The organism is Rhizobium rosettiformans (genome assembly GCF_016806065.1).
In the GTDB taxonomy this organism is placed as follows: Bacteria; Pseudomonadota; Alphaproteobacteria; order Rhizobiales; family Rhizobiaceae; genus Allorhizobium.
On the sequence record NZ_CP032405.1, the window covers coordinates 741190 to 760907 of the forward strand.

Below are 19718 nucleotides of genomic sequence, written 5' to 3' on the forward strand. Positions count from 1 at the left end.
AAGCTGCGCAACTCCAGACATCAGAGGATCAGATGGACGCCAAGAGCACGCATTTTCATGTCACGCCGGGCGAATGGCACAGTCTCGGCGCGTGCTTCGATGGAGAGGGCACGAACTTTGCCCTCTTTTCCGCCCATGCGGAACGCGTTGAGCTCTGCCTGTTCGATGACAGCGGCAGCGTCGAGATCGCTCGCCTCGAGCTTCCGGAATATACGAACGAGGTCTGGCATGGCTATGTGCCGGGCGTGAGGCCTGGCCAGCTTTATGGCTACCGAGTTCACGGACCCTACGAGCCGGAAAACGGTCATCGTTTCAATCCGAACAAGCTGCTCCTCGACCCCTATGCCCGGGAAATCGTCGGCGATTTCGCCTGGTCGAAGGCCCATTTCGGCTATGATTTCGACGCGGAAGAAAAGGATCTCTCCTTCAACGCACTTGACAGCGCGTCATGCTCGCCGAAATGCCGGGTCATTGATCCGAACGAAAGCCGCATTTCAAACGGCTTCGCCCGTATCCCCTGGGCCGAAACGATCGTCTACGAGACCCATGTCAAAGGCTTCACCAAGCTTCATCCCGCGATCCCTGACAATCTCAGGGGCACGTTCGAGGGACTCGGCCACAAGGCAGCGGTCGACTACGTAAAGAGCCTCGGCATCACCTCGATCGAACTCCTGCCGGTGCATGCCTTCCCGGACGACAGCCACCTGATGGACAAGGGGCTTCATAACTTCTGGGGTTACAACACGATCGGCTTCTTCTCGCCCGCGAGCCGCTATTACGGTCCCAAAGGCCTGCTGGGCTTCCGCGACATGGTGCGCGCTTTCCACGATGCCGGGATCGAAGTCATTCTCGACGTCGTCTACAACCACACGGCTGAAGGCAATGAACTCGGCCCGACGCTCTCCTTCAAGGGCATCGACAATTTCTCCTACTACCGGACGATGCCGGACAACCATCGTTACTACATTAACGACACGGGCACCGGTAACACGGTCAACACGTCCCATCCGCGTGTCCTGCAGATGGTGATGGACAGCCTGCGTTACTGGGCGGAGGAAATGCATGTCGACGGCTTCCGCTTTGATCTCGGCACCATCCTTGGCCGAGAGCCGGAAGGTTTCGACCAGCGCGGTGGCTTCTTCGACGCCGTCACCCAGGATCCGGTCCTGTCGAAGGTGAAGCTCATCGGCGAGCCCTGGGACATCGGCCCCGGAGGCTATCAGGTCGGTGGCTTCCCGCCGGGCTGGGCCGAATGGAACGACAAGTATCGCGATTCAACCCGCGAGTACTGGTTAAACGCCGACAACACCTCTCAAGACTTTGCTGCCCGCCTCCTCGGCTCAGGCGACATCTACGACCTGCGCGGCCGTCGCCCTTGGGCAAGCGTCAACTTCATCACCGCCCATGACGGCTTCACCCTGAACGACCTTGTTTCCTACGACCAGAAGCACAACGAAGCGAATGGCGAGGACAACAACGACGGCCATGACCATAATCGCAGCCACAATTACGGCCACGAAGGCCCGACGGACGATGCGGAGATGAATGCGATCCGCGACCGTCAGAAGCGGAACCTCCTGGCCACCCTGTTCTTCTCCCACGGCACGCCCATGCTGCTGGCAGGCGACGAATTCGGCCGCTCGCAAATGGGCAACAACAACGGCTATTGTCAGGACAGCGAGATCAGCTGGCTGCACTGGGAGGACCTTCCGCAGACATGTGAAGACCTTCGGGAATTCACACGCCGGCTGATTGCTCTCCGCAAGGAGCAACCTCTGCTGCGCCGCTCGAACTGGCGGGATGGCATGATCATCGACTGGTACCATGTCGAAGGCGGCCATCAGGAAGCCGAGCACTGGTACGATGGCAACCCGCTGGCATTGAAGCTCCTGAGGCCGGACCTCGAAAGCGAAGAGGGTGTATGGCAGGAGGTGCTTTTGCTCTTCAATCCGGTCGCCGAGGACATTGATTTTGTCCTTCCTGAAACCGGCGGCGGGAATTGGCAACTCGAGCTCACGACCTTCGACGTGGAGAGACACGGCGATATCGCGGAAGAGGGCAAGGCCTTCAGGCTGGAGGCGCGGTCGCTGGCTCTACTCAGACGCGCCTGACCGACACGGTCAGTCGTCAGAAGCGCGCTGAAGCACCTCGAAATCATAAAGCTGCCCGGCAACGGAAATGCGCCGGGCAGAAATCATCACGGGGACGACTTCTCCGGACGAATGGCGGATCTCGCCACGCATGCCCGCATAGCCGCCATCGCGATCGAGCAACGTGAGACGCTCGGCACGAGCCTCGCTTCCCGAGACGACGCCGGACGCGACCATCTCGCTGCCGCGGATCTCGTCCCAGGTCTTGCCGACGAGATCGAGATAGGCCTGGTTCACTCTGACATAGCGGGAGCTTTTCTGGCCGATGCTGGAGATCGAAAAGGCAACGGGCGAGAGTTCGAAGAGGGCCTGGATAACGGGACCAGAGAGCGCATTGGTCTCGGCCATTTCGATCGTTTCGCGGGACGGCAATCTGTCCTCGCCGGTTGCCATCATCTCGTAGTCGGCCGGCATGGCCAGCTCGTCACGCAGCACGGCCACCAGCCGCCACAGGTCGACTTCCATGAAGAATGATTTATGGGCTTCGTCGACCTGCTCCAGACGCGCGGGCAATGACGCAACAGCATCCGACAATCGTTGCATCTCGCGCGGATTGCGGGCCGCGTCGCGCAGGGCTCGTAGCTTGTCCAAAGCGATGCCGTGAAGGGTCTCATAGGCTCCCTGCAACGCCGTTGCACGCTCGGCTTCGACATCGTCGAGCGGACGTGTTCCATCCGCGACCGGGAGTGATTCAAGCAAGGCCCAGACCGTGCGCTCCTCGGGACATTCCTCCACCTCGGCAGTCCCCTGCGGAGCATAACGAATGAGACTGAGAACGGTGTCGATGCCGAACCGGTTCACGTCGGCAGGCAGGACCTTTCCATCGCTGCCCTCTTCGAGCGCGGTCAGCCGGGTCGGTCCACCATTGTCGTCGAAGTAGATGCAGACCTCTGAGATCGCATCCGGGAAATCCAGCCAGGGGTGTTCGCTCCGGAACGCCGCGAGCGCAGAGTGGTCGAGCACTGTTAGAGCATACATGACGCGTCCTCCACAACCGGCCGTAGCATATAGCAAAAGGCATCCTGCCTCATAGGTCAGGAATCGCCAAACACAAGCATAAAGCAAACATCGCGGCTTCTGAATGTGTTTCTAGCCACGGACAAGTATATGAATGTTTAAGCTGAAATCTTGGAGTTTCGGAGGTGGCGCAAGAATGCGACAGTCCGGCGCCCAAACCCATAAATAGTAAGGGACGCCGGACTGCTGGAGCTCGATCGAGCAATCAGAAGAAAGCCTGGATACCGGTTTGCGCACGTCCAAGGATCAGCGCATGCACGTCATGCGTGCCTTCATAGGTGTTCACGGTCTCCAGGTTCTGCGCATGGCGCATCACGTGATATTCGATCTGGATGCCGTTGCCGCCGTGCATGTCGCGGGCCATGCGGGCGATGTCGAGCGCCTTGCCGCAATTGTTGCGCTTGACGATCGAGATCATCTCCGGCGCAAACTGGTGCTCGTCCATCAGACGGCCGACGCGCAGTGAGGCCAGCAGACCAAGCGAGATTTCGGTCTGCATATCGGCCAGCTTCTTCTGGAAGAGCTGCGTACCGGCAAGCGGCTTGCCGAACTGCTTGCGATCGAGCCCGTACTGACGCGCACGATGCCAGCAATCTTCAGCCGCACCGAGCACGCCCCAGGAAATGCCATAACGGGCGCGGTTGAGGCAACCGAAGGGACCCTTGAGACCGGAAACGTTGGGCATCAGCGCATCTTCGCCGACTTCGACGCCCTCCATGACGATTTCGCCTGTCACGGACGCACGCAGCGAAAGCTTGCCGCCGATCTTCGGCGCCGAGAGGCCCTTCATGCCCTTTTCGAGAATGAAGCCGCGGATCTCGCCGCCATGCGCTTCCGACTTCGCCCAAACGACGAAGACGTCGGCGATCGGCGCATTGGAGATCCACATCTTCGAGCCGCGCAGACGATACCCGCCTTCGATCTTTTCGGCGCGCGTCTTCATGCCGCCGGGATCGGAGCCGGCATCCGGCTCGGTCAGGCCGAAGCAGCCGATCAGCTCGCCGGAGACGAGACCGGGCAAATACTTGTCCTTCTGTTCCTCGGAACCATAGGCATAGATCGGATAGATCACCAGCGACGACTGCACGCTCATCATCGAGCGATAGCCGGAGTCGATGCGCTCGATTTCGCGGGCGACGAGGCCATAGGAAACATAATTGGCGTCAGCAGCGCCGTATTTTTCGGGCAGGGTCACACCAAGCAGGCCGGCCTTGCCCATCAGCCGGAAGATTTCCGGCTCGACCGTTTCACCGAGATAGGCGTCGGCGACGCGCGGCGCGAGCTCGGCTTCAGCAAAGGCCGCCGCCGAATCCTGGATCATCCGCTCGTCCTCGCTGAGGATCTCGGACATCAGGAAGGGGTCACTCCAGGAAAAGGGTCGCATCTCGCTCATCGGTCTCATCCATTTGTTTCGTTACGCCAGATTGCTCATGTCGGAGCGCAATTCAACCCATGTTTACTCATGTTGCTATTAGGTCTATTCATATCGCATGCTCACACACCAACGCCGCTTCCTGCCATCGACGAGTGCTCTCGCCGCCTTTGATTCCGTCGCCAAGCTCGGCAGCTTCTCGGCCGCCGCCAGCGAGCTGGCGCTGACACAAGGCGCGATCAGCCGCCAGATAGGCCTTCTCGAGGACCAGCTCGGCGTCAAGCTTTTCGAGCGAACCAATCGCGGCGTGGAGTTGACGGCCATCGGCCGAACCTATGCAAAAGGTATCGGCGACGCACTGGCCACGATCCGCACTCTGTCGCTGGAGGCCATGGCGACCCGCGACGACACCCATCTGCGCCTCGCCATCTTGCCGACCTTCGGCACCCGCTGGCTGATGCCGCGCATTCCGGACTTCCTCGCGAAGAACCCAGCCATCATCATGGACTTCGCCACCCGCATAGGCCAGTTCGATTTCGAAGGCTCCGGTCTCGATGCCGCGATCCATATCGGTGAACCAAACTGGCCAGGCACCGATTGCCAGTTTCTGATGCACGAACTGGTCGTCCCAGTGTGCAGCCCCTCGTTCCTCGCCGACAACCCGGTGAACCGGCCGGAAGACCTGCTCGCGAAACCGCTCTTCGACATGGCGTCCCGCCCGCGGGCCTGGGAGCACTGGTTTTCAAGCCTCGGCATCAGCGAGGGTCGCGGCGGCGGCATGCGCTTCGAGCAGTTCTCCAACGTCGTCCAGGCCTGCCACGCAGGTCTGGGGATCGCGCTCGTCCCGACATTCCTGATCGAGCCGGAACTTTCAAGCGGGCAGCTGGTCCGCGCCTGGGATCACGAGGTGAAAAGCGCAAGCGCTTACTACCTGGTCCGACCGCTCTCGAAGATGGCCTATGGGCCGGCCAGCACCTTTGCCGCCTGGATCCTCGAACAGGCAAGAAGCTTCAGCGAGCGACGCCCCGCGAGTGCTTGAAGACCACCAAGAAATGACTCGCAGGGTGTGTCCTGTGCCGATTGACAAGCCTCCGTCATAAGCAAAGACTAACCTCCGAAGCCATGATCAGGCTTGGAGGGGACCATGTTTACGAACCGTTTTTCGGCGTTGCTCACAGTCGCGCTGGCTCTATTGCCATTATCCCCTTCAGCTTACGCGCAGGATATCAGGACAATCGAACGCATTGACGATGCGGACTATTTCGGGTTCGACCTGCGAACCGAAAAGAACGTCTCCATCGATGAATGCGAGGCGAGCTGCATTGGCGACGCGTCATGCCGCGCCTTCACTTATAACCCGAAGGTCAACTGGTGCTTCCTGAAGTCCGACTATGACCAGTTGAACAGCTTCCCGGGCGCGATCGCGGGCCGCATCGTCGTTCAGACGGCGGAAGACGACATCGGTGCTCCGCCGGCGCTGACCTTCGTCTCGGACTACCTGAAATCGGAAGCCCGCAATCAGCGCAGCAATCTTGTCATTGCCGCCGAACAGCAGGGCCTGGGACGGGACTCGCTTATTGAAATAGGGCGCGCCTCCTTTGCCAGTGGCAACATCGACTACGCCATGCTGTCCCTGAAGGGTGCGCTGGCGATCGATGCAGACGACGAAGCACTCTGGCTCGAAATGGCCCGCATGGCCAATACCGTCATCAACAATTACGGCATGGCCAATGAAGGCGCGATGTCGTCGATCAACGGCTATCTCTTGACCCGCGGCGCCTCCACCCGCGCCGAGGCGCTCGCCACGCTGGCGAAGTCCCTTGAGAACAGCGAGAACTGGCGTCCGGCGCTGAGCGCCTACAAGGCAAGCCTCGAACTCGCGACGAATGCGCAAGTACGCGCCGCCTTCGAAGACCTGCGCTCTCGCCAGGGTTTCCGCGTCGTCAACAACACGGTTGATTCCGACAGCGCCTCGCCGCGCGCCTGCGTCGAATTCTCCGAACAGCTGGTCAAGCGCGGCGTCGACTACTCGTCCTTCGTCACCCTCGACGGCAAGACGCCCAAGGCGCTCGAAGCGAAGAACAACCAGATCTGCGTCGAGGGCCTGGAGCATGGCGGACGCTACCGCCTCGCACTCCGTGCCGGCCTGCCCTCATCGGTGGACGAAAACCTGGAAGCCCCGGTCGAACTCGAGGTGTATGTCCGCGATCGCAGCGCAACCGTGCGCTTCACCGGCGACAGTTTCGTTCTCCCCTCCTCCGCTCGTCAGGGCATTCCGCTCGTCTCTATCAACACGGACAGCGCCAATCTCGAACTCTATCGGATCGGCGACCGCAACATCGCTCCGCTGCTGGCATCCTCGCAGTTCCTCACCCAGATGGACGGCTACACCGCCGGCCGCGTGAAGGATGAACTGGGCGAACTCGTCTGGCAGGGCTCGGTCGAGATCGCCAACGAGCAGAACAAGGAGATCGTCACCAGCATTCCGCTGCAGGAAGCGCTGCCGACCCGCAAACCCGGCATCTATGTGATGACTGCGGTCTCCCCGACCGGTGTCACCGAGAACTGGGACAGCCGCGCGACGCAGTGGTTCGTGGTTTCCGACATCGGCCTTTCGACCTTTGCCGGCACGGACGGGCTGCATGTCTTTGCTCGTTCGCTCGCATCGGCAGGCCCGCTTGCCAATATCGAGCTACAACTGATCGCCAAGAACAACGAGATCCTGGCGACCGCGACGACCGATGCCGAAGGCCGCGCCCGCTTTGATGCCGGTCTCGTCCGCGGCGGCGCAGCCCTTGCTCCGGCCGTCATCGCAGCCCGCAGTGGTGCCGACGACAATGTCTTCCTCGACATGACCCGCGCCGGTTTCGACCTCTCCGACCGTGGCGTCACCGGACGCCCTGCCCCCGGCCCGGTCGACATTCTCGCCTGGACCGAACGCGGCATCTATCGCCCCGGCGAAACCGTGCATGCCGCAGCGTTGGCCCGCGACATCAATGCCGACGCCATCTCGGGCCTGCCGCTGACCTTTCTGTTTTCCCGGCCGGACGGGGTCGAGTTCCGCCGCATCGCGGTGACTAGCGAAACGCTGGGCGGTTATGCGGTCGACATGCCGATCCTTGCCAATGCGATGCGGGGCACCTGGACAGTCGCCATCCACACCGACCCGAAAAAGCCGGCAATCGCCCGCTCGACATTCCTGGTCGATGACTTCGTGCCTGACCGGTTGGACCTGAAGCTCTTCAGCGAAGCGAAGGCGGTCTCGCCTAAGGAGCCGATTGCGGTCTCCGCTGATGGCCGCTACCTCTACGGCGCACCGGCAGCCGGCCTGACGCTCGAAGGCGAGGTGGTGATCCGTCCGACCACAAGCCATCCCGATTTCCCCCGTTACAGCTTCGGCCTTTCGGACGAAGAGGGCATCGAAGACATGCGTCTGCCACTCGAAGGGCTGGACGCGCTCGATGACGATGGCCTCGCCGAGATTGATGTGGCGCTGACCGATCTACCCTCGACGACACGCCTTCTGAACGCAGATACTGTTTTGCGTCTGCGCGAAAGCGGAGGCCGCGCGGTCGAGCGCACGCTGACCCTTCCCGTCACCCCTGACGGACCAATGATCGGCATCAAGCCGGAATTCGAAGGCGAGGTCTCCGAAAACTCGAATGCCGCCTTCAACCTGATCGCGCTCGGCCCCGATGGCGAGCGTCAGGCCTTGGCCGGCGCATCCTGGAAGCTCATCAAGCTGGATCGGAACTACCAGTGGTATCGCGACGGTTCCTCCTGGCGCTACGAGCCGATCATTACGACCAAGCTCGTGGCCGACGGAACCGTTGATATCGCAGCGGAAGGCACACCGCTTTCGGTGCCCGTCACCTGGGGCAGCCACCGCCTCGAAGTCGAACAGGGCGGCGCCGTCACCAGCGTTGACTTCGATGCCGGCTGGTTTGTCACCGCAAGCTCTACCGAAACGCCGGACGCGCTGGAGATCGGCCTCGACAAGCCGGCTTACAATGTCGGCGATACCGCAAAGCTGAAGATCTCGCCGCGTTTCGCAGGCCAGATCATCGTCACCTCGGGCACGGATGCTCTGATTTCGACGCAGGTTGCCGAAGTCCCGGCCTCGGGCACGGAAATCGAGATCCCCGTCACATCCGAATTCGGCGCCGGCGCCTATGTGACCGCAACCCTCTTCCGTCCGGGTGACGCCGAGGAAAGCCGTATGCCGGCGCGTGCGATCGGCATTGCCTGGCTCGCCGTAGATCCAGGCGCCGACAAGCTGGCCATCGAGCTTTCGCCGCCGGAACAGACCCTGCCCCGCCAGTCGCTGGATATCCCGATTGAAGTGACCGGCGCCGGCATCGGCGAAGAAGCCTATGTGATGGTCGCCGCCGTCGATGTCGGCATTCTCAACCTCACCCGCTATGAAACGCCGAATCCGGAAACCTATTATTTCGGCCAGCGCCGTCTCGGCCTCGAACTTCGCGACCTCTATGGCCGTCTGATCGACGGATCGCTCGGAGCGACCGGACGTCTGCGCACCGGTGGTGACGGAGGACAGGTTGCGCTTCAGGGCAATCCACCGCGCGAAAAGCTCGTCGCCTTCTTCTCCGGTACCGTGAAGCTCGATGCAGAGGGCAAGGCAATCGTCTCCTTCGACATCCCGCAATTCAACGGCACGGCCCGTGTGATGGCCTGGGCCTGGTCGAAGACCGGCGTCGGCCACAGCGAGACGGACGTGATCATCCGCGACCCGGTCGTCGTGACAGCGAGCATGCCGAAATTCCTCGCACCCGCTGACGAGAGCAGCCTTCGCCTCGACATCGCCGCGACAGACGCTCCATCCGGCACCTACACGCTGGCCGTGACCGGCAACGGTCCCGTCAGTATCGAAGGATCGGAAAGCCAGGAGGTCACGCTGACGGCGGGTGAAACCACCACCGTCACGCTGCCGCTCACTGCCAACACGCCCGGCGGCGGCGCCATCGACATCGCGCTCTCGGGTGGCGACGGCATCGCTGTCAGCCAGTCTCTCGATCTTCCGGTGCGTCCGGCAACGCTGCCGATCACCGAACGCCAGGTCATTACGCTGGCACCCGGCAAGAGCCTGACCGTCGATGGCGATCTGCTCGCCGACAGCCTGCTGCAGGGCGCCTCGGTCAGCCTCAATGTCGCTCGCGCCGATGGCCTCGACATCCCGGGCCTGCTGATGGCCCTCGACCGCTATCCCTATGGCTGCGCCGAACAGACGACCAGCCGTGCGCTGCCGCTTCTCTACTTCGATGAACTGGCCAAGCTCTCCGGCCTGCCGGAAGACGAGGCGATCAACAAGCGCGTTCAGGATGGCATCCTGCGTGTGCTCGCCTATCAATCGTCGAGCGGCTCCTTCGGCCTCTGGGCACCCGGTTCCGAAAGCCTCTGGCTCGACGCCTATGTCACCGATTTCCTGACCCGTGCCCGCGAACAGGCATTCGATGTGCCGGAGGAAGCTCTGGTCCAGGCCTTGCAGAACCTGCAGAACCGCATCGCCTATGACAACGACATCCGCACACGCGGCAACGAGATCGCCTATGCGCTCTACGTGCTGTCCCGCAGCCGCAAGGCCTCGCTGAGTGACCTTCGCTACTACGCGGACACGATGCTCGGCGACTTTCCGACGCCCCTGTCGAAAGCACATCTGGCAGCGGCACTCTCGCTCTACGGTGATAGCGAACGAGCCAACGCCGTCTTCCTCGATGCAGCCGGCATGAGCGCACAGGCCCGTATGACTCCGGTCAGCTTCTCCCGTTCCGACTATGGCTCGGCGCTTCGCGATGCAGCCGGCGTTCTGGCGCTTGCCGCCGAAAGCCGCCCGGTTCCGCCTGTCGTTCCGATCTTGGCAAAGGTCGTGGCCGACGAGTGGAAGGCCAAGCAGACACTCAGCACCCAGGAACAGACCTGGATGCTGCTCGCCGCCCGCGCACTCCAGCAGGATGACAAGGGGCTTAAGCTTGAGGTCAACGGTGCCGAAAAGATCGGCGCCTATGCCGCCACGATCCCAGGTGACGCGCTCCTTGAGGCGCCGCTGACGCTGACCAACACCGGCCTTGATCCCGTCAGCGCTGCGGTCACCACGGTCGCAGCTCCGGCCCTGCCTCCGGCAGCCGGCGGCGAAGGCTTCGAGATCAGCAAGACCTACTACAGCCTGACCGGTGAAGAGGCCAACATCACCGAGGTCATCCAGAACGAGCGCTATGTCGTGGTGCTGGAAGTGACGGAAGCGGATGACTGGCCGGCCCAGCTTCTCGTGACCGACCTGCTACCGGCTGGGTTCGAGATCGACAATCCGAGCTTGGTCGACAGCGCGGCGCTCGCGAACTTCGACTGGATCGGCCAGACAGAGACTGCGCATCTCGAATTCCGCAGCGATCGTTTTGTCGCGGCGATCAACAGGAACGAAGGCGAGAACGGCACGATGACACTGGCTTACGTGGTGCGCGCCGTCACACCCGGGACATATGACCTGCCGGCCGCAAATGTCGAAGACATGTATCGTCCACAGCTGTCGGCGCGCACGGCAGCCGCTGCGATGACGGTCTCGACGGCGCCCTGATGGGCCGCGCCCGGCGCATCGGTGCAAGCTTGGGGGTGGCTGCCATCACGGCCACCGCCTCGCTCTTTGCGCTGGATTGGGCAGATAGGAACTACCCTCCCCCGCTGGAGGACGCGCGCGAAATCTCGACCGAAATTCTCGATCGCGACGGCCAGCTCTTGCGCGCCTTTGCCACGAAAGAAGGCCTTTGGCGCCTGGCAACAACCGTCGATGACGTCGACCCTTCCCTGCTGAAAATGCTGGTCGCCTATGAGGACCGCCGCTATGAGAGCCACTCCGGCGTCGATCTCCTGGCGCTGGGCCGCGCTGCCTGGCAACTGGCCGCGAACGGCCGCATCGTTTCGGGTGCCTCCACCCTCTCCATGCAGGTCGCCCGCCTGATCGAACCTCGTCGCGAGCGATCACTGACCGCCAAACTCAGCCAGATCGCCCGCGCGATCCAGTTGGAACGGCGTCTTTCGAAGACCGAGATCCTCAATCTCTACCTGACCCATGCCCCCTATGGCGGCAATCTGGAAGGCGTGCGCGCAGCTAGCCTCGCCTGGTTTGGCAAGGAGCCGAAGCGGTTGTCGACTGCGGAGGCCGCTCTCTTGGTCGCCCTTCCGCAACTGCCCGAGAAACGCCGCCCGGATCGCTACCGCGACAATGCACTCGAAGCCCGCAAGCGGGTTCTGGAGCGCGCACGCGAGGCCGACGTCGTCGACGAGACGGAGGTCGAACTCGCGCTCAACGCATCCCTCCCGACTATGCGCAGGCAGTTGCCGGCTCTAGCCCCTCATTTGGCGGAAGCCGCCAGACGAAAGGCACCCGCAGAACAGCTTCACCAGACCACCATTTTACGCCCCGTGCAGGAAAAGCTGGAAAAGGCGGCCCTCGAAGCGGGCCGCAAGCTCGACCCCAAGGTCTCGCTCGCTTTGCTGATGGCCGATGCCACCACCGGGGAGATCGTCGCCGAAGTCGGGGCCGCCGACTATTTCGATGCATCCCGCTCCGGTTGGATCGACATGACGCGGGCTCAGCGTTCACCCGGCTCGGCGCTGAAACCCTTCATCTACGGCCTCGCCTTCGAGCAGGGGCTGGTGGCGCAGGAAACAATCATCGAGGATCGTCCTGCCGACTTCTTCGGCTACCGCCCGAAGAATTTCGACATGCAGTATCAAGGCGACGTCAGCATCCGTCAGGCGCTGCAATTGTCTCTCAACGTACCCGCTGTCCGTCTTCTCGATGCCGTTGGTCCCTCGCGCCTGATGGTGCGCCTGCGCCGCGCCGGAGTGAAACTAAAGCTGCCGCCGAACGAAGCGCCGGGCCTGGCGATTGCGCTGGGCGGTGCAGGGATCACACTGAAAGACCTCGTGCAGCTTTACGCCGGTCTCGCAAACCGCCAACAGCCGGTCCGGCTGGGGGACGGCATCCGCGACTTGGCCGAACAGATCGACGAAGAGCCACTTTTCGAACCCTCTGCGGCCTTTACCGTCGCAGACGTGCTTGGCGACGTTCTCCCGCCGACCGGAAGCCCGCCTGCCGGCATAGCTTACAAGACGGGCACCAGCTACGGCTATCGTGACGCCTGGTCGGTCGGCTATGACGGGCGCTATGTGCTCGGGGTCTGGATCGGCCGCCCGGACAATGCCGCCGTCCCCGGCATTTCCGGCTATCAGACCGCAGCCCCCATCCTCTTCGAAGCCTTTGCCAAATCCGGCCTTGCCGGAACGCCGCTGCCCCGCGCCCCGACAGGTGCAAACCGCATGGCGGCATCGGACCTACCGCAATCGCTTCGCCGCTTCTCGGTCAACACCAACGGCCTGATCGCCATCTCCGCGCGCGAGCGGCCACCCCAGATTGTCTACCCCCTGGAAGGTTCGGTTCTCGAGCGCGGCAAGGGCCCGGATGGCGAGGCTTTGCCGGTCGTCATGAAGATGCAAGCCGGACGCGCACCCTTTCGGTGGCTCGTCGATGGCAAACCCATGCGTGACTCCACGCGCCGCAGGACCGGGGAATGGCATCCGGAAGGCATCGGGCAATCAACCCTGACCGTGATCGATGCGGAAGGGCGAGCCGCCTCGGTCAATGTCTTTGTTCGGAATTGACGCGTCTGTCGCATCGACGCGTGATCCGCCGCAGGACGGCTCGCGTAAAGGTTCCCGTTAACCCATTTGAACGGGAGATCTTCGTTATGACCAGCAGCATGCGTGCCGGACTGATCACGCTCCTGACGATCGCGTTCATCGCCCCGGCAGCGATGGCCAATGAACGCTTCACAGCATCCGCCATTCAGGATGAAATCATCGGCAAGAGGATCTACCTTGCCGTACCCTTCGGCGGCGAATTCCCGCTGAACTATCGTCCCAACGGCCAGGTAGACGGTTCGGGCGAAGCCCTCGGCCTCGGCCGCTTCGCCAAGCCCAATGACAAGGGGCGCTGGTGGATCAATGGCGATCGTCTCTGCCAGCAGTTCACCAGCTGGTACAAAGGCGAGCCCATGTGCTTCGAGCTGATCCGCACCGGCGACAAGCGCCTGAAATGGATCCGCGACAACGGCCAGACCGGCACGGCGCGCATCGGCAACAGCATCTGACGCGGCTTGTCGCACCATCCCCCGGTCCCTATTTTGAACCTTGGAACAGAATGGGGACTGGAATGGCAGATCTGCGGAGCCGCCCGATCGGCGCGACAGCGACACTGGGGCGAAGGGGTTATCCGGTCATCAGTTCCTCGACCGGTGGTGGGCTAGAAATCGTCACCGGACGGACCGAGGCCGGCTTCAACCCACTCGACCTGCTCTTTGCCTCGCTTGCTGCCTGCATGAGCATGAGCGCAAGGATCGCGGCCCGGGAACTGGGTTTAACAGGTGATTTCGAGAGCCTGCAGGTCGCAGTAACAGGAGAGAAGGCGCCAGACGAACCCTCGCGCTTCGCTTCCATCATCGTCTCGCTGACGTTCCAGGGTGCTCTTGATCCTCATGACCAGTCGAGGATTGCGCACCGCGCCGAAGAAATCTGCACTGTCAGCAACAGCCTCGCAGTTCGCCCCCAATTACGGATCGGCTCCGCCTAGCGCGAGACGCTTTAACGTAATGGCATCAGGCTCTCCGCCACAGAACACATCGAGAGCCTCGCGGAAGATGGCAGCGTCGTCAGGATCGGAAGCCGCCGCGAACAGCGTTATGGACGATCGAAACTTCATGTCGTCGGGTTGCCCGAAAATCTTCAGAAGGCTTTGGTCACGATGCGCCAGAACGGCCCGGGTGCCGTCTCGTAGACGCTCTCCGAGGATCGGATGCACGAGATAGGCACGCGCCTCATGGAGCGACCTCAAGGCAAAATGCTGCGCAGTGGGCGATCGGCCCAAGCCCTCCAACTGGGGGGAAGATGAACCACATCCAGTGACTGCGCTTGCGGCCACCCTGCAGTTCCCGAAGCGCCTGCGCGCAGGTTTCCCGCTGCGCGTCGATGAAGCGCTGCAAGTCGACGGGAGGGTGATCTTCAACCATTGAACCTTTCTCCTCTGGCTTCAGCGGTGATCGGGCAGGCCATCGCCAATGCCAGATACGATCAACTATTCCGCCCTATCCGCCTTAAATCTTGACGCCGGACCAATGTTCGTTAACAAGAATGTGAGGCGCCGTGATTTCAGCATCACCGCGCCCGAACCTGGTGCCGGGCCCCTCTGGCGAGAGTTTACGGCGCTCTCGTGATGTCGGTACCGCCAGCAATTTCAGCCGGCGGATTCTAGAACAATGAACACTTGGATCATGCTTCATGCGAAGGCGTGCAGGACGCTTCGCATCTCCACCACTTCTGTGTCCTCTCACCTGGAGGACCGCACATGAGCACATCAGCAGCAACAGGTGCCAACTCTACGCTCGGCTACTTCCGCTGGGCCTTCATCGTCACCGCAATCGGACTTGTCATGGGGGCGGCTCTCGGATGGCAGATGAGCGGCACCATCACCGGCATGATGACCATCTTCTTCATCTGCTCGGTCCTGGCCGTGCTTGAAATCTCGCTATCCTTCGACAATGCGATCGTCAACGCCAACAAACTCAAGGACATGACGCCCGTCTGGCAACGGCGCTTCCTGACCTGGGGCATCCTCATCGCCGTCTTCGGCATGCGCATCATCTTCCCGCTGTTGATCGTTGTGATCGCGGCGCAGATCGGCCCGATCGAAGCGGTGATCCTCGCCGCCCGCGAGCCCGCGGAATATGCTCGCATCATGAACGATGCGCATCTGCCGATCGCGGCCTTCGGTGGTACCTTCCTGATGATGGTCGGCCTCACCTACTTCTTCAACCAGGAGAAGGACATCCACTGGATCGAGTGGCTCGAAAGCCATATGGCGCGCTCCGCCTCCATCAAGGGCATCGAGATCGCACTCGTGCTGCTGCTGATCCTGCTGTTCTCGAACCTCCTAGAAGGAGAGGAAGCGACGACCTTCGTCTATTCGGCGATCTATGGTCTGGTGACCTTCCTCGCCGTCGAAGTTCTCGGCGGTCTGCTCGACGCCTCGCAGCGGGCCATGAGCGAAGCCGCAAAGGGCGGCCTTGGCGCTTTCATTTATCTCGAAGTGCTGGATGCCAGCTTCTCCTTCGACGGCGTCATCGGCGCCTTCGCTCTGACGCAGAACCTATTCATCATCGCGATCGGCCTTGGCATCGGCGCCATGTATGTGCGCTCCATGACCATCATGCTCGTCGAAAAGGGCACGCTCGCCGAGTATCGTTATCTCGAACACGGCGCCTTCTACGCGATCCTGATCTTGTCGGTGATCATGTATGTGCAGACGCTGGTCCACATCCCTGAAGTCATCACCGGTCTCGGTGGCGCGGCACTCATCGGCATCTCGCTCTGGTCCTCGATCAAGTACAATCGCCATGAGCGGGAGGAAGAGCATCGTCTCGCCAGCGAAGCCGTGGCGGAGCATATCTGACCGAGAACGGTTGAGAAAAGTAGGAAAGGCCGGCCTTTGCGCCGGCCTTTTTCGTTTCGGATGGGCGGAGTGTCACTCCGGGCCGGCATCCGTCTTTTGGGATCCGATCTCCGGCAGCGATCCTGTGCCCGGCGTCTTCATCGGATCCTGCAGTTCCTTCTTGTCGTGCGGACCCGCCGCGGGCATGTCTTCTGCGTGAGACTTTTTCTCCTTCGACTGGCCGCTTGCGCGAATTTTTGATGTCTTCCGTCATGGATGTCTCCTTTGCTGGGACACGGGAAACCTGCAGGCAAGCGCAGAGGTTCCACCCATTCCGCACCATGTCTCCGGAACCGACTGTGGACGACGACGTTCGATAAAGATGTGAAGAGGAGGAGAACCGGCATGACCAGCGCAAAGACCGCCGAACCGCACGACGTTCAAAGGCCCCACCGGGACAGCGACACCCGGGGCACTCGCCTCGAACCGTCAGAACGAGACGACGCTGACGACCTTGAAGAGGGACCGACCGAACAGGGCGTCGATCTCGATCCCAAGCGCCGGATAGATTGAAGATCATCGCCATGAACACAGCCAATCCCCAGCTGGAAGGCCTTTACCTTGCGATCTCTGCTCTTGTCCGTCGCATGATCGACAAGGGCCTGCTCGACGCGGAAGACCTCCATCAGGCAATGGCCGAGGCCCGACAGGCGGCAGAGCAGGATCTGCAGACGTCCTCGCTCTCCGACGCGAACCGCAAGGCGGTCCTTTTCCCGATCGACCTCTTGGACCAGGCCGACGGCGACGTCGAAAGCTTCCGCGCTCTGGTCCGGCGGATCGCAGCGCGCCAGTAGTCGACGAAACCCGGACAGGCAATCTTGGCGTTGGGCCCAAGCCCTCCTACATCTTCGCGATGACAGGAGAGCCAATCCGATGACCAGCACCGAGCCGCAAGACAGCATCCCAGCTGAAGCCGGTGTAGCGTCCACGCGCCTTGCCCGGTTAAGGGCTCATGCGGCAGAGAGGGGTGCGGTCAGCCTGGATGAACTGATGTCGGCCATGGGCCGAAGCAGTATCGCCTTTGCAATCCTGATCCTTTCGCTCCCGGCGCTGACACCTATCCCCGGACCTTTCGGGCTGGTGTTCGGCAGCTGCCTCGCCATTGTCTCGCTCCAGATCATCGCCGGCTACCGGCGTATCTGGTTGCCGCAATTTCTGGGGCAGCGACAGGTGTCCGGAGCAACCATCGATCTCATGGTTCGCTATACGGCGCCATTGGTGTTGCGCGTGGAATCCCTCCTGCAGAAGAACCGCATGCGGCGCTTTGCCGGACCGCGTGCTCAGGCATTTCTTGGGATCCCGGTCCTTCTGCTTGCCATTGCGGTGGCTCTACCGATCCCCTTCGGCAACATGTTGCCCGTGGCGGCCCTTGTGATGATCGCGCTTGGCCTCATGGAGCGCGACGGTCTGGTGACAATTTTGGGATTGGGAATGGGCGTGATTGCACTCGGGGCGACCGGCGGTCTCGTCTATGCAGCAGCCTGGGGACTGGGCTCGATCGTCGGCCCGTGAAAAAAATCTTCTCGGCAATGGAATAGGATCGCCATTGGCTCCGTATACTGGGGCATGACGACGAACACGAACCCGTTCAATGTGATTGGCCAGCTCGCAGCTCTGCGACGCTACGCCCGTTCGCTCGTCAGAAACCCGGACGAGGCGGAAGATCTCGTTCACGATGCGCTTATCCGGGCCTTGGAGCGCCGATCGACCTTCAAGAGCAGCGGCAGCATCCGCAACTGGCTGATGTCGATCCTGCACAACACCCATATCGACCGGCTTCGCCGGGACCGTGCTGCCAATCGCCGACAGGATGCGGCCGTGGAGCTGGCCGACATCGTGGCGCCTGCCGGTCAGGAGCATTCGGTACGGCTCGCACAGGTGCGCGACGCGTTCCTGTCGCTGCCGGAAGACCAGCGCGAGGCGCTGCATCTCGTGGCCATCGAAGAGCTCTCCTATCAGGAAGCTGCCGATGTCCTGAATATCCCCGTGGGTACGCTGATGTCCCGCGTGTCCCGTGCCCGCGCCCGACTGAGGGCGATGGAAAGCGGCGAAGACGCGAACCTCGTGCCCCATCTCAGAATCGTTGGAGGAAACCCCGATGACCAGCAATGATCCTGTAATCGAGGCCGACCTGCACGCCTATGTCGACGACCAGCTGGATGTCGGCCGCCGTATCGAAGTCGAGGCCTATCTGTCGGAAAATCCCACGATCGCTGCGAAGGTCATGGCCGATCTGCGAGTCCGCGACGAATTGCGGCTGGCGCTTGCCGGCATGCCGGCGGCTGTTCGCCAGGAAACACGCGATGCGGCTCGGGTACTGGAAAGCGCCTTCAACCGTCCCCGCACGATCGACGTGATGCGGCGTGCGGCAGCCGTCGTGCTGCTCGTGGGCGCCGGCTGGATCGCCCATGGTTGGATCGCCCCTGGCAGTATCGGCGAAGTCGTGGCCTCCGTGCCGCCGCCGCAGTTCGTCGAAGAGGCCATGCGCGCGCATCAAACGGCAGAATTACGCGAACAAATGCGCTCGCAGACCGAAACGAGCCGTTTCGACCCGGCCGAAATCCGCTCTGCAACGGCCATCGTGCTTCCGGCCATGCCAGAGGACTGGACCGTGCGTGACGCCCAAATCTTCCCCTCGGCCTACGGTCCGAGCGTCGAACTGGAGGTCCAACCCGAATCCGGTGAGAGGCTGTCCCTCTTCGCCGTCAGGCCTGGCAATTTTGCTGTTCAGCAGGTGCTGCTGAAACAGGAAGGCCAGACCAACGCAGCCTATTGGCAGATCGGCGAAGTCGCCTACGCGCTGATCTCCGAAACAGAAACCGCAGACAGGCTTGCCGAGGAAGCTCGCAAGCTTGCCCGCACGCTTTACTGATCCATCCAAGGAGGTAACTGACTATGGATCCCATCCAGAACCGCTTCGGCTACGGCGCTCAGGCCCAGTCCGCGGCACTCTTCGACGAAGGCCTGCGCAAGCACATGCTGCGCGTCTACAACTACATGGGCCTCGGGCTGGTCATCACCGGCATCGTCGCCTTTGTTGTCAGCCAGACGCCGGCGCTCTACGTGCCGATCTTCTCCACCCCACTGAAATGGGTCGTGATGCTGGCGCCGCTCGCCTTCGTCTTCTTCTTCTCCTTCCGCATCCACGCGATGTCGGCCGCAACCGCGCAGCTGACCTTCTGGGCCTTCGCTGCCGTGATGGGTCTGTCGCTGTCGTCGGTTTTCCTGGTCTTCACCGGAACCTCGATCGCCCGCACCTTCTTCATCACTGCGACGATGTTCGGTGCGATGAGCCTCTACGGCTACACGACCAAGCGTGACCTCGCGCAGTTCGGCTCGTTCCTGGTGATGGGCCTGATCGGCGTGATCATCGCCTCGATCGTCAACATCTTCTTGGGGTCCAGCGCCCTGCAGTTCGCGATCTCGGTCATCGGTGTCTTCGTCTTCGTCGGCCTGACCGCCTGGGACACGCAGAACATCAAGCAGCAGTATGCCGAGAACTTCGATCAGGAGAGCCAGCAGAAGCTCGCCGTCTTCGGCGCGCTGTCGCTCTACCTCAACTTCGTCAACCTGTTCCAGCTGCTGCTGAGCCTGACCGGCCAGCGCGAAGAATGAGATAAAA

Annotated in this window: 15 protein-coding genes and 1 pseudogene; 13 read left to right on the forward strand and 3 right to left on the reverse strand. The window is 61.9% G+C overall.

The features are described from left to right. The first annotated feature begins 32 nt into the window (after window positions 1-32). On the forward strand, window positions 33-2111 hold the full coding sequence (gene glgX, locus D4A92_RS03595; RefSeq protein ID WP_203018156.1) for a glycogen debranching protein GlgX: 2079 nt from the start codon (window positions 33-35) through the stop codon (window positions 2109-2111). 9 nt (window positions 2112-2120) lie between these two features. Here the strand turns inward: glgX and D4A92_RS03600 are convergent, their stop codons facing one another. Together D4A92_RS03600 and D4A92_RS03605 are read right to left on the reverse strand one after the other, a co-directional pair. Beyond that, the gene (locus D4A92_RS03600) at window positions 2121-3128 is read right to left on the reverse strand and encodes a diguanylate cyclase (protein WP_203018158.1); all 1008 of its coding nucleotides are present in this window, start codon (window positions 3126-3128) and stop codon (window positions 2121-2123) included. Window positions 3129-3372: 244 nt separating this feature from the next. Continuing rightward, a complete protein-coding gene (locus D4A92_RS03605) occupies window positions 3373-4560 on the reverse strand; it encodes an acyl-CoA dehydrogenase (RefSeq protein WP_203018159.1) in 1188 nt (395 codons plus the stop codon). Between the two features lie 97 nt (window positions 4561-4657). Between D4A92_RS03605 and D4A92_RS03610 the strand changes: the two genes are divergently transcribed. From D4A92_RS03610 to D4A92_RS03630, 5 genes are all read left to right on the forward strand, one after another. Continuing rightward, a complete protein-coding gene (locus tag D4A92_RS03610; protein ID WP_203018160.1) occupies window positions 4658-5578 on the forward strand; it encodes a LysR family transcriptional regulator in 921 nt (306 codons plus the stop codon). A 105-nt stretch (window positions 5579-5683) separates the two neighbouring features. Next, window positions 5684-11128: an alpha-2-macroglobulin family protein gene (locus D4A92_RS03615; RefSeq protein ID WP_203018161.1), complete on the forward strand. Its 5445-nt coding sequence runs from the start codon at window positions 5684-5686 to the stop codon at window positions 11126-11128. Next, window positions 11128-13215 carry a penicillin-binding protein 1C gene (pbpC, locus tag D4A92_RS03620; RefSeq protein ID WP_203018162.1) on the forward strand — a complete coding sequence of 696 codons (2088 nt, stop codon included), beginning with the start codon at window positions 11128-11130 and terminating at the stop codon, window positions 13213-13215. The genes D4A92_RS03615 and pbpC overlap by 1 nt, the downstream gene beginning before the upstream one ends. An 86-nt stretch (window positions 13216-13301) precedes the next feature. Continuing rightward, window positions 13302-13703: a hypothetical protein gene (locus D4A92_RS03625; protein WP_203018163.1), complete on the forward strand. Its 402-nt coding sequence runs from the start codon at window positions 13302-13304 to the stop codon at window positions 13701-13703. A 62-nt stretch (window positions 13704-13765) separates the two neighbouring features. Then, window positions 13766-14182, forward strand: a complete 417-nt coding sequence (locus tag D4A92_RS03630) for an OsmC family protein (protein ID WP_203018165.1) — start codon at window positions 13766-13768, stop codon at window positions 14180-14182. Here the strand turns inward: D4A92_RS03630 and D4A92_RS03635 are convergent. Further along, a pseudogene (locus D4A92_RS03635) lies at window positions 14162-14618 on the reverse strand (DUF1810 domain-containing protein). The gene D4A92_RS03630 and the pseudogene D4A92_RS03635 sit on opposite strands and share 21 nt — an antisense overlap. 335 nt (window positions 14619-14953) lie before the next feature. On the opposite strand from D4A92_RS03635, the gene D4A92_RS03640 reads away from it, so the two are divergent. The 7 genes from D4A92_RS03640 (at window position 14954) to D4A92_RS03670 (ending at window position 19711) form a co-directional block, all read left to right on the forward strand. Beyond that, window positions 14954-16057 (forward strand): DUF475 domain-containing protein, encoded by a 1104-nt coding sequence (locus D4A92_RS03640; protein ID WP_203018167.1) that lies wholly within the window; start codon window positions 14954-14956, stop codon window positions 16055-16057. A 384-nt stretch (window positions 16058-16441) separates the two neighbouring features. Beyond that, window positions 16442-16609: a hypothetical protein gene (locus D4A92_RS03645; protein ID WP_203018169.1), complete on the forward strand. Its 168-nt coding sequence runs from the start codon at window positions 16442-16444 to the stop codon at window positions 16607-16609. 11 nt (window positions 16610-16620) lie between these two features. Then, window positions 16621-16890: a hypothetical protein gene (locus tag D4A92_RS03650; protein WP_203018171.1), complete on the forward strand. Its 270-nt coding sequence runs from the start codon at window positions 16621-16623 to the stop codon at window positions 16888-16890. A 79-nt stretch (window positions 16891-16969) separates the two neighbouring features. Beyond that, on the forward strand, window positions 16970-17608 hold the full coding sequence (locus D4A92_RS03655; RefSeq protein WP_203018172.1) for an exopolysaccharide biosynthesis protein: 639 nt from the start codon (window positions 16970-16972) through the stop codon (window positions 17606-17608). A gap of 54 nt (window positions 17609-17662) precedes the next feature. After that, the gene (locus D4A92_RS03660; RefSeq protein WP_006728176.1) at window positions 17663-18208 is read left to right on the forward strand and encodes a sigma-70 family RNA polymerase sigma factor; all 546 of its coding nucleotides are present in this window, start codon (window positions 17663-17665) and stop codon (window positions 18206-18208) included. Further along, window positions 18195-18968 carry an anti-sigma factor family protein gene (locus D4A92_RS03665; protein ID WP_203018174.1) on the forward strand — a complete coding sequence of 258 codons (774 nt, stop codon included), beginning with the start codon at window positions 18195-18197 and terminating at the stop codon, window positions 18966-18968. Before D4A92_RS03660 ends, D4A92_RS03665 begins: the two co-directional genes overlap by 14 nt. Window positions 18969-18991: 23 nt before the next feature. Further along, the gene (locus D4A92_RS03670) at window positions 18992-19711 is read left to right on the forward strand and encodes a Bax inhibitor-1/YccA family protein (protein WP_006728178.1); all 720 of its coding nucleotides are present in this window, start codon (window positions 18992-18994) and stop codon (window positions 19709-19711) included. Window positions 19712-19718 lie beyond the last annotated feature (7 nt).

Coding starts and splice junctions, on each gene's coding strand:
- glgX (WP_203018156.1), top strand. CDS start 33: ATGGACGCCAAGAGCACGCATTTTCATGTCACGCCGGGCGAATGGCAC.
- D4A92_RS03600 (WP_203018158.1), bottom strand. CDS start 3,128: ATGTATGCTCTAACAGTGCTCGACCACTCTGCGCTCGCGGCGTTCCGG.
- D4A92_RS03605 (WP_203018159.1), bottom strand. CDS start 4,560: ATGAGCGAGATGCGACCCTTTTCCTGGAGTGACCCCTTCCTGATGTCC.
- D4A92_RS03610 (WP_203018160.1), top strand. CDS start 4,658: ATGCTCACACACCAACGCCGCTTCCTGCCATCGACGAGTGCTCTCGCC.
- D4A92_RS03615 (WP_203018161.1), top strand. CDS start 5,684: ATGTTTACGAACCGTTTTTCGGCGTTGCTCACAGTCGCGCTGGCTCTA.
- pbpC (WP_203018162.1), top strand. CDS start 11,128: ATGGGCCGCGCCCGGCGCATCGGTGCAAGCTTGGGGGTGGCTGCCATC.
- D4A92_RS03625 (WP_203018163.1), top strand. CDS start 13,302: ATGACCAGCAGCATGCGTGCCGGACTGATCACGCTCCTGACGATCGCG.
- D4A92_RS03630 (WP_203018165.1), top strand. CDS start 13,766: ATGGCAGATCTGCGGAGCCGCCCGATCGGCGCGACAGCGACACTGGGG.
- D4A92_RS03640 (WP_203018167.1), top strand. CDS start 14,954: ATGAGCACATCAGCAGCAACAGGTGCCAACTCTACGCTCGGCTACTTC.
- D4A92_RS03645 (WP_203018169.1), top strand. CDS start 16,442: ATGACCAGCGCAAAGACCGCCGAACCGCACGACGTTCAAAGGCCCCAC.
- D4A92_RS03650 (WP_203018171.1), top strand. CDS start 16,621: ATGAACACAGCCAATCCCCAGCTGGAAGGCCTTTACCTTGCGATCTCT.
- D4A92_RS03655 (WP_203018172.1), top strand. CDS start 16,970: ATGACCAGCACCGAGCCGCAAGACAGCATCCCAGCTGAAGCCGGTGTA.
- D4A92_RS03660 (WP_006728176.1), top strand. CDS start 17,663: ATGACGACGAACACGAACCCGTTCAATGTGATTGGCCAGCTCGCAGCT.
- D4A92_RS03665 (WP_203018174.1), top strand. CDS start 18,195: ATGACCAGCAATGATCCTGTAATCGAGGCCGACCTGCACGCCTATGTC.
- D4A92_RS03670 (WP_006728178.1), top strand. CDS start 18,992: ATGGATCCCATCCAGAACCGCTTCGGCTACGGCGCTCAGGCCCAGTCC.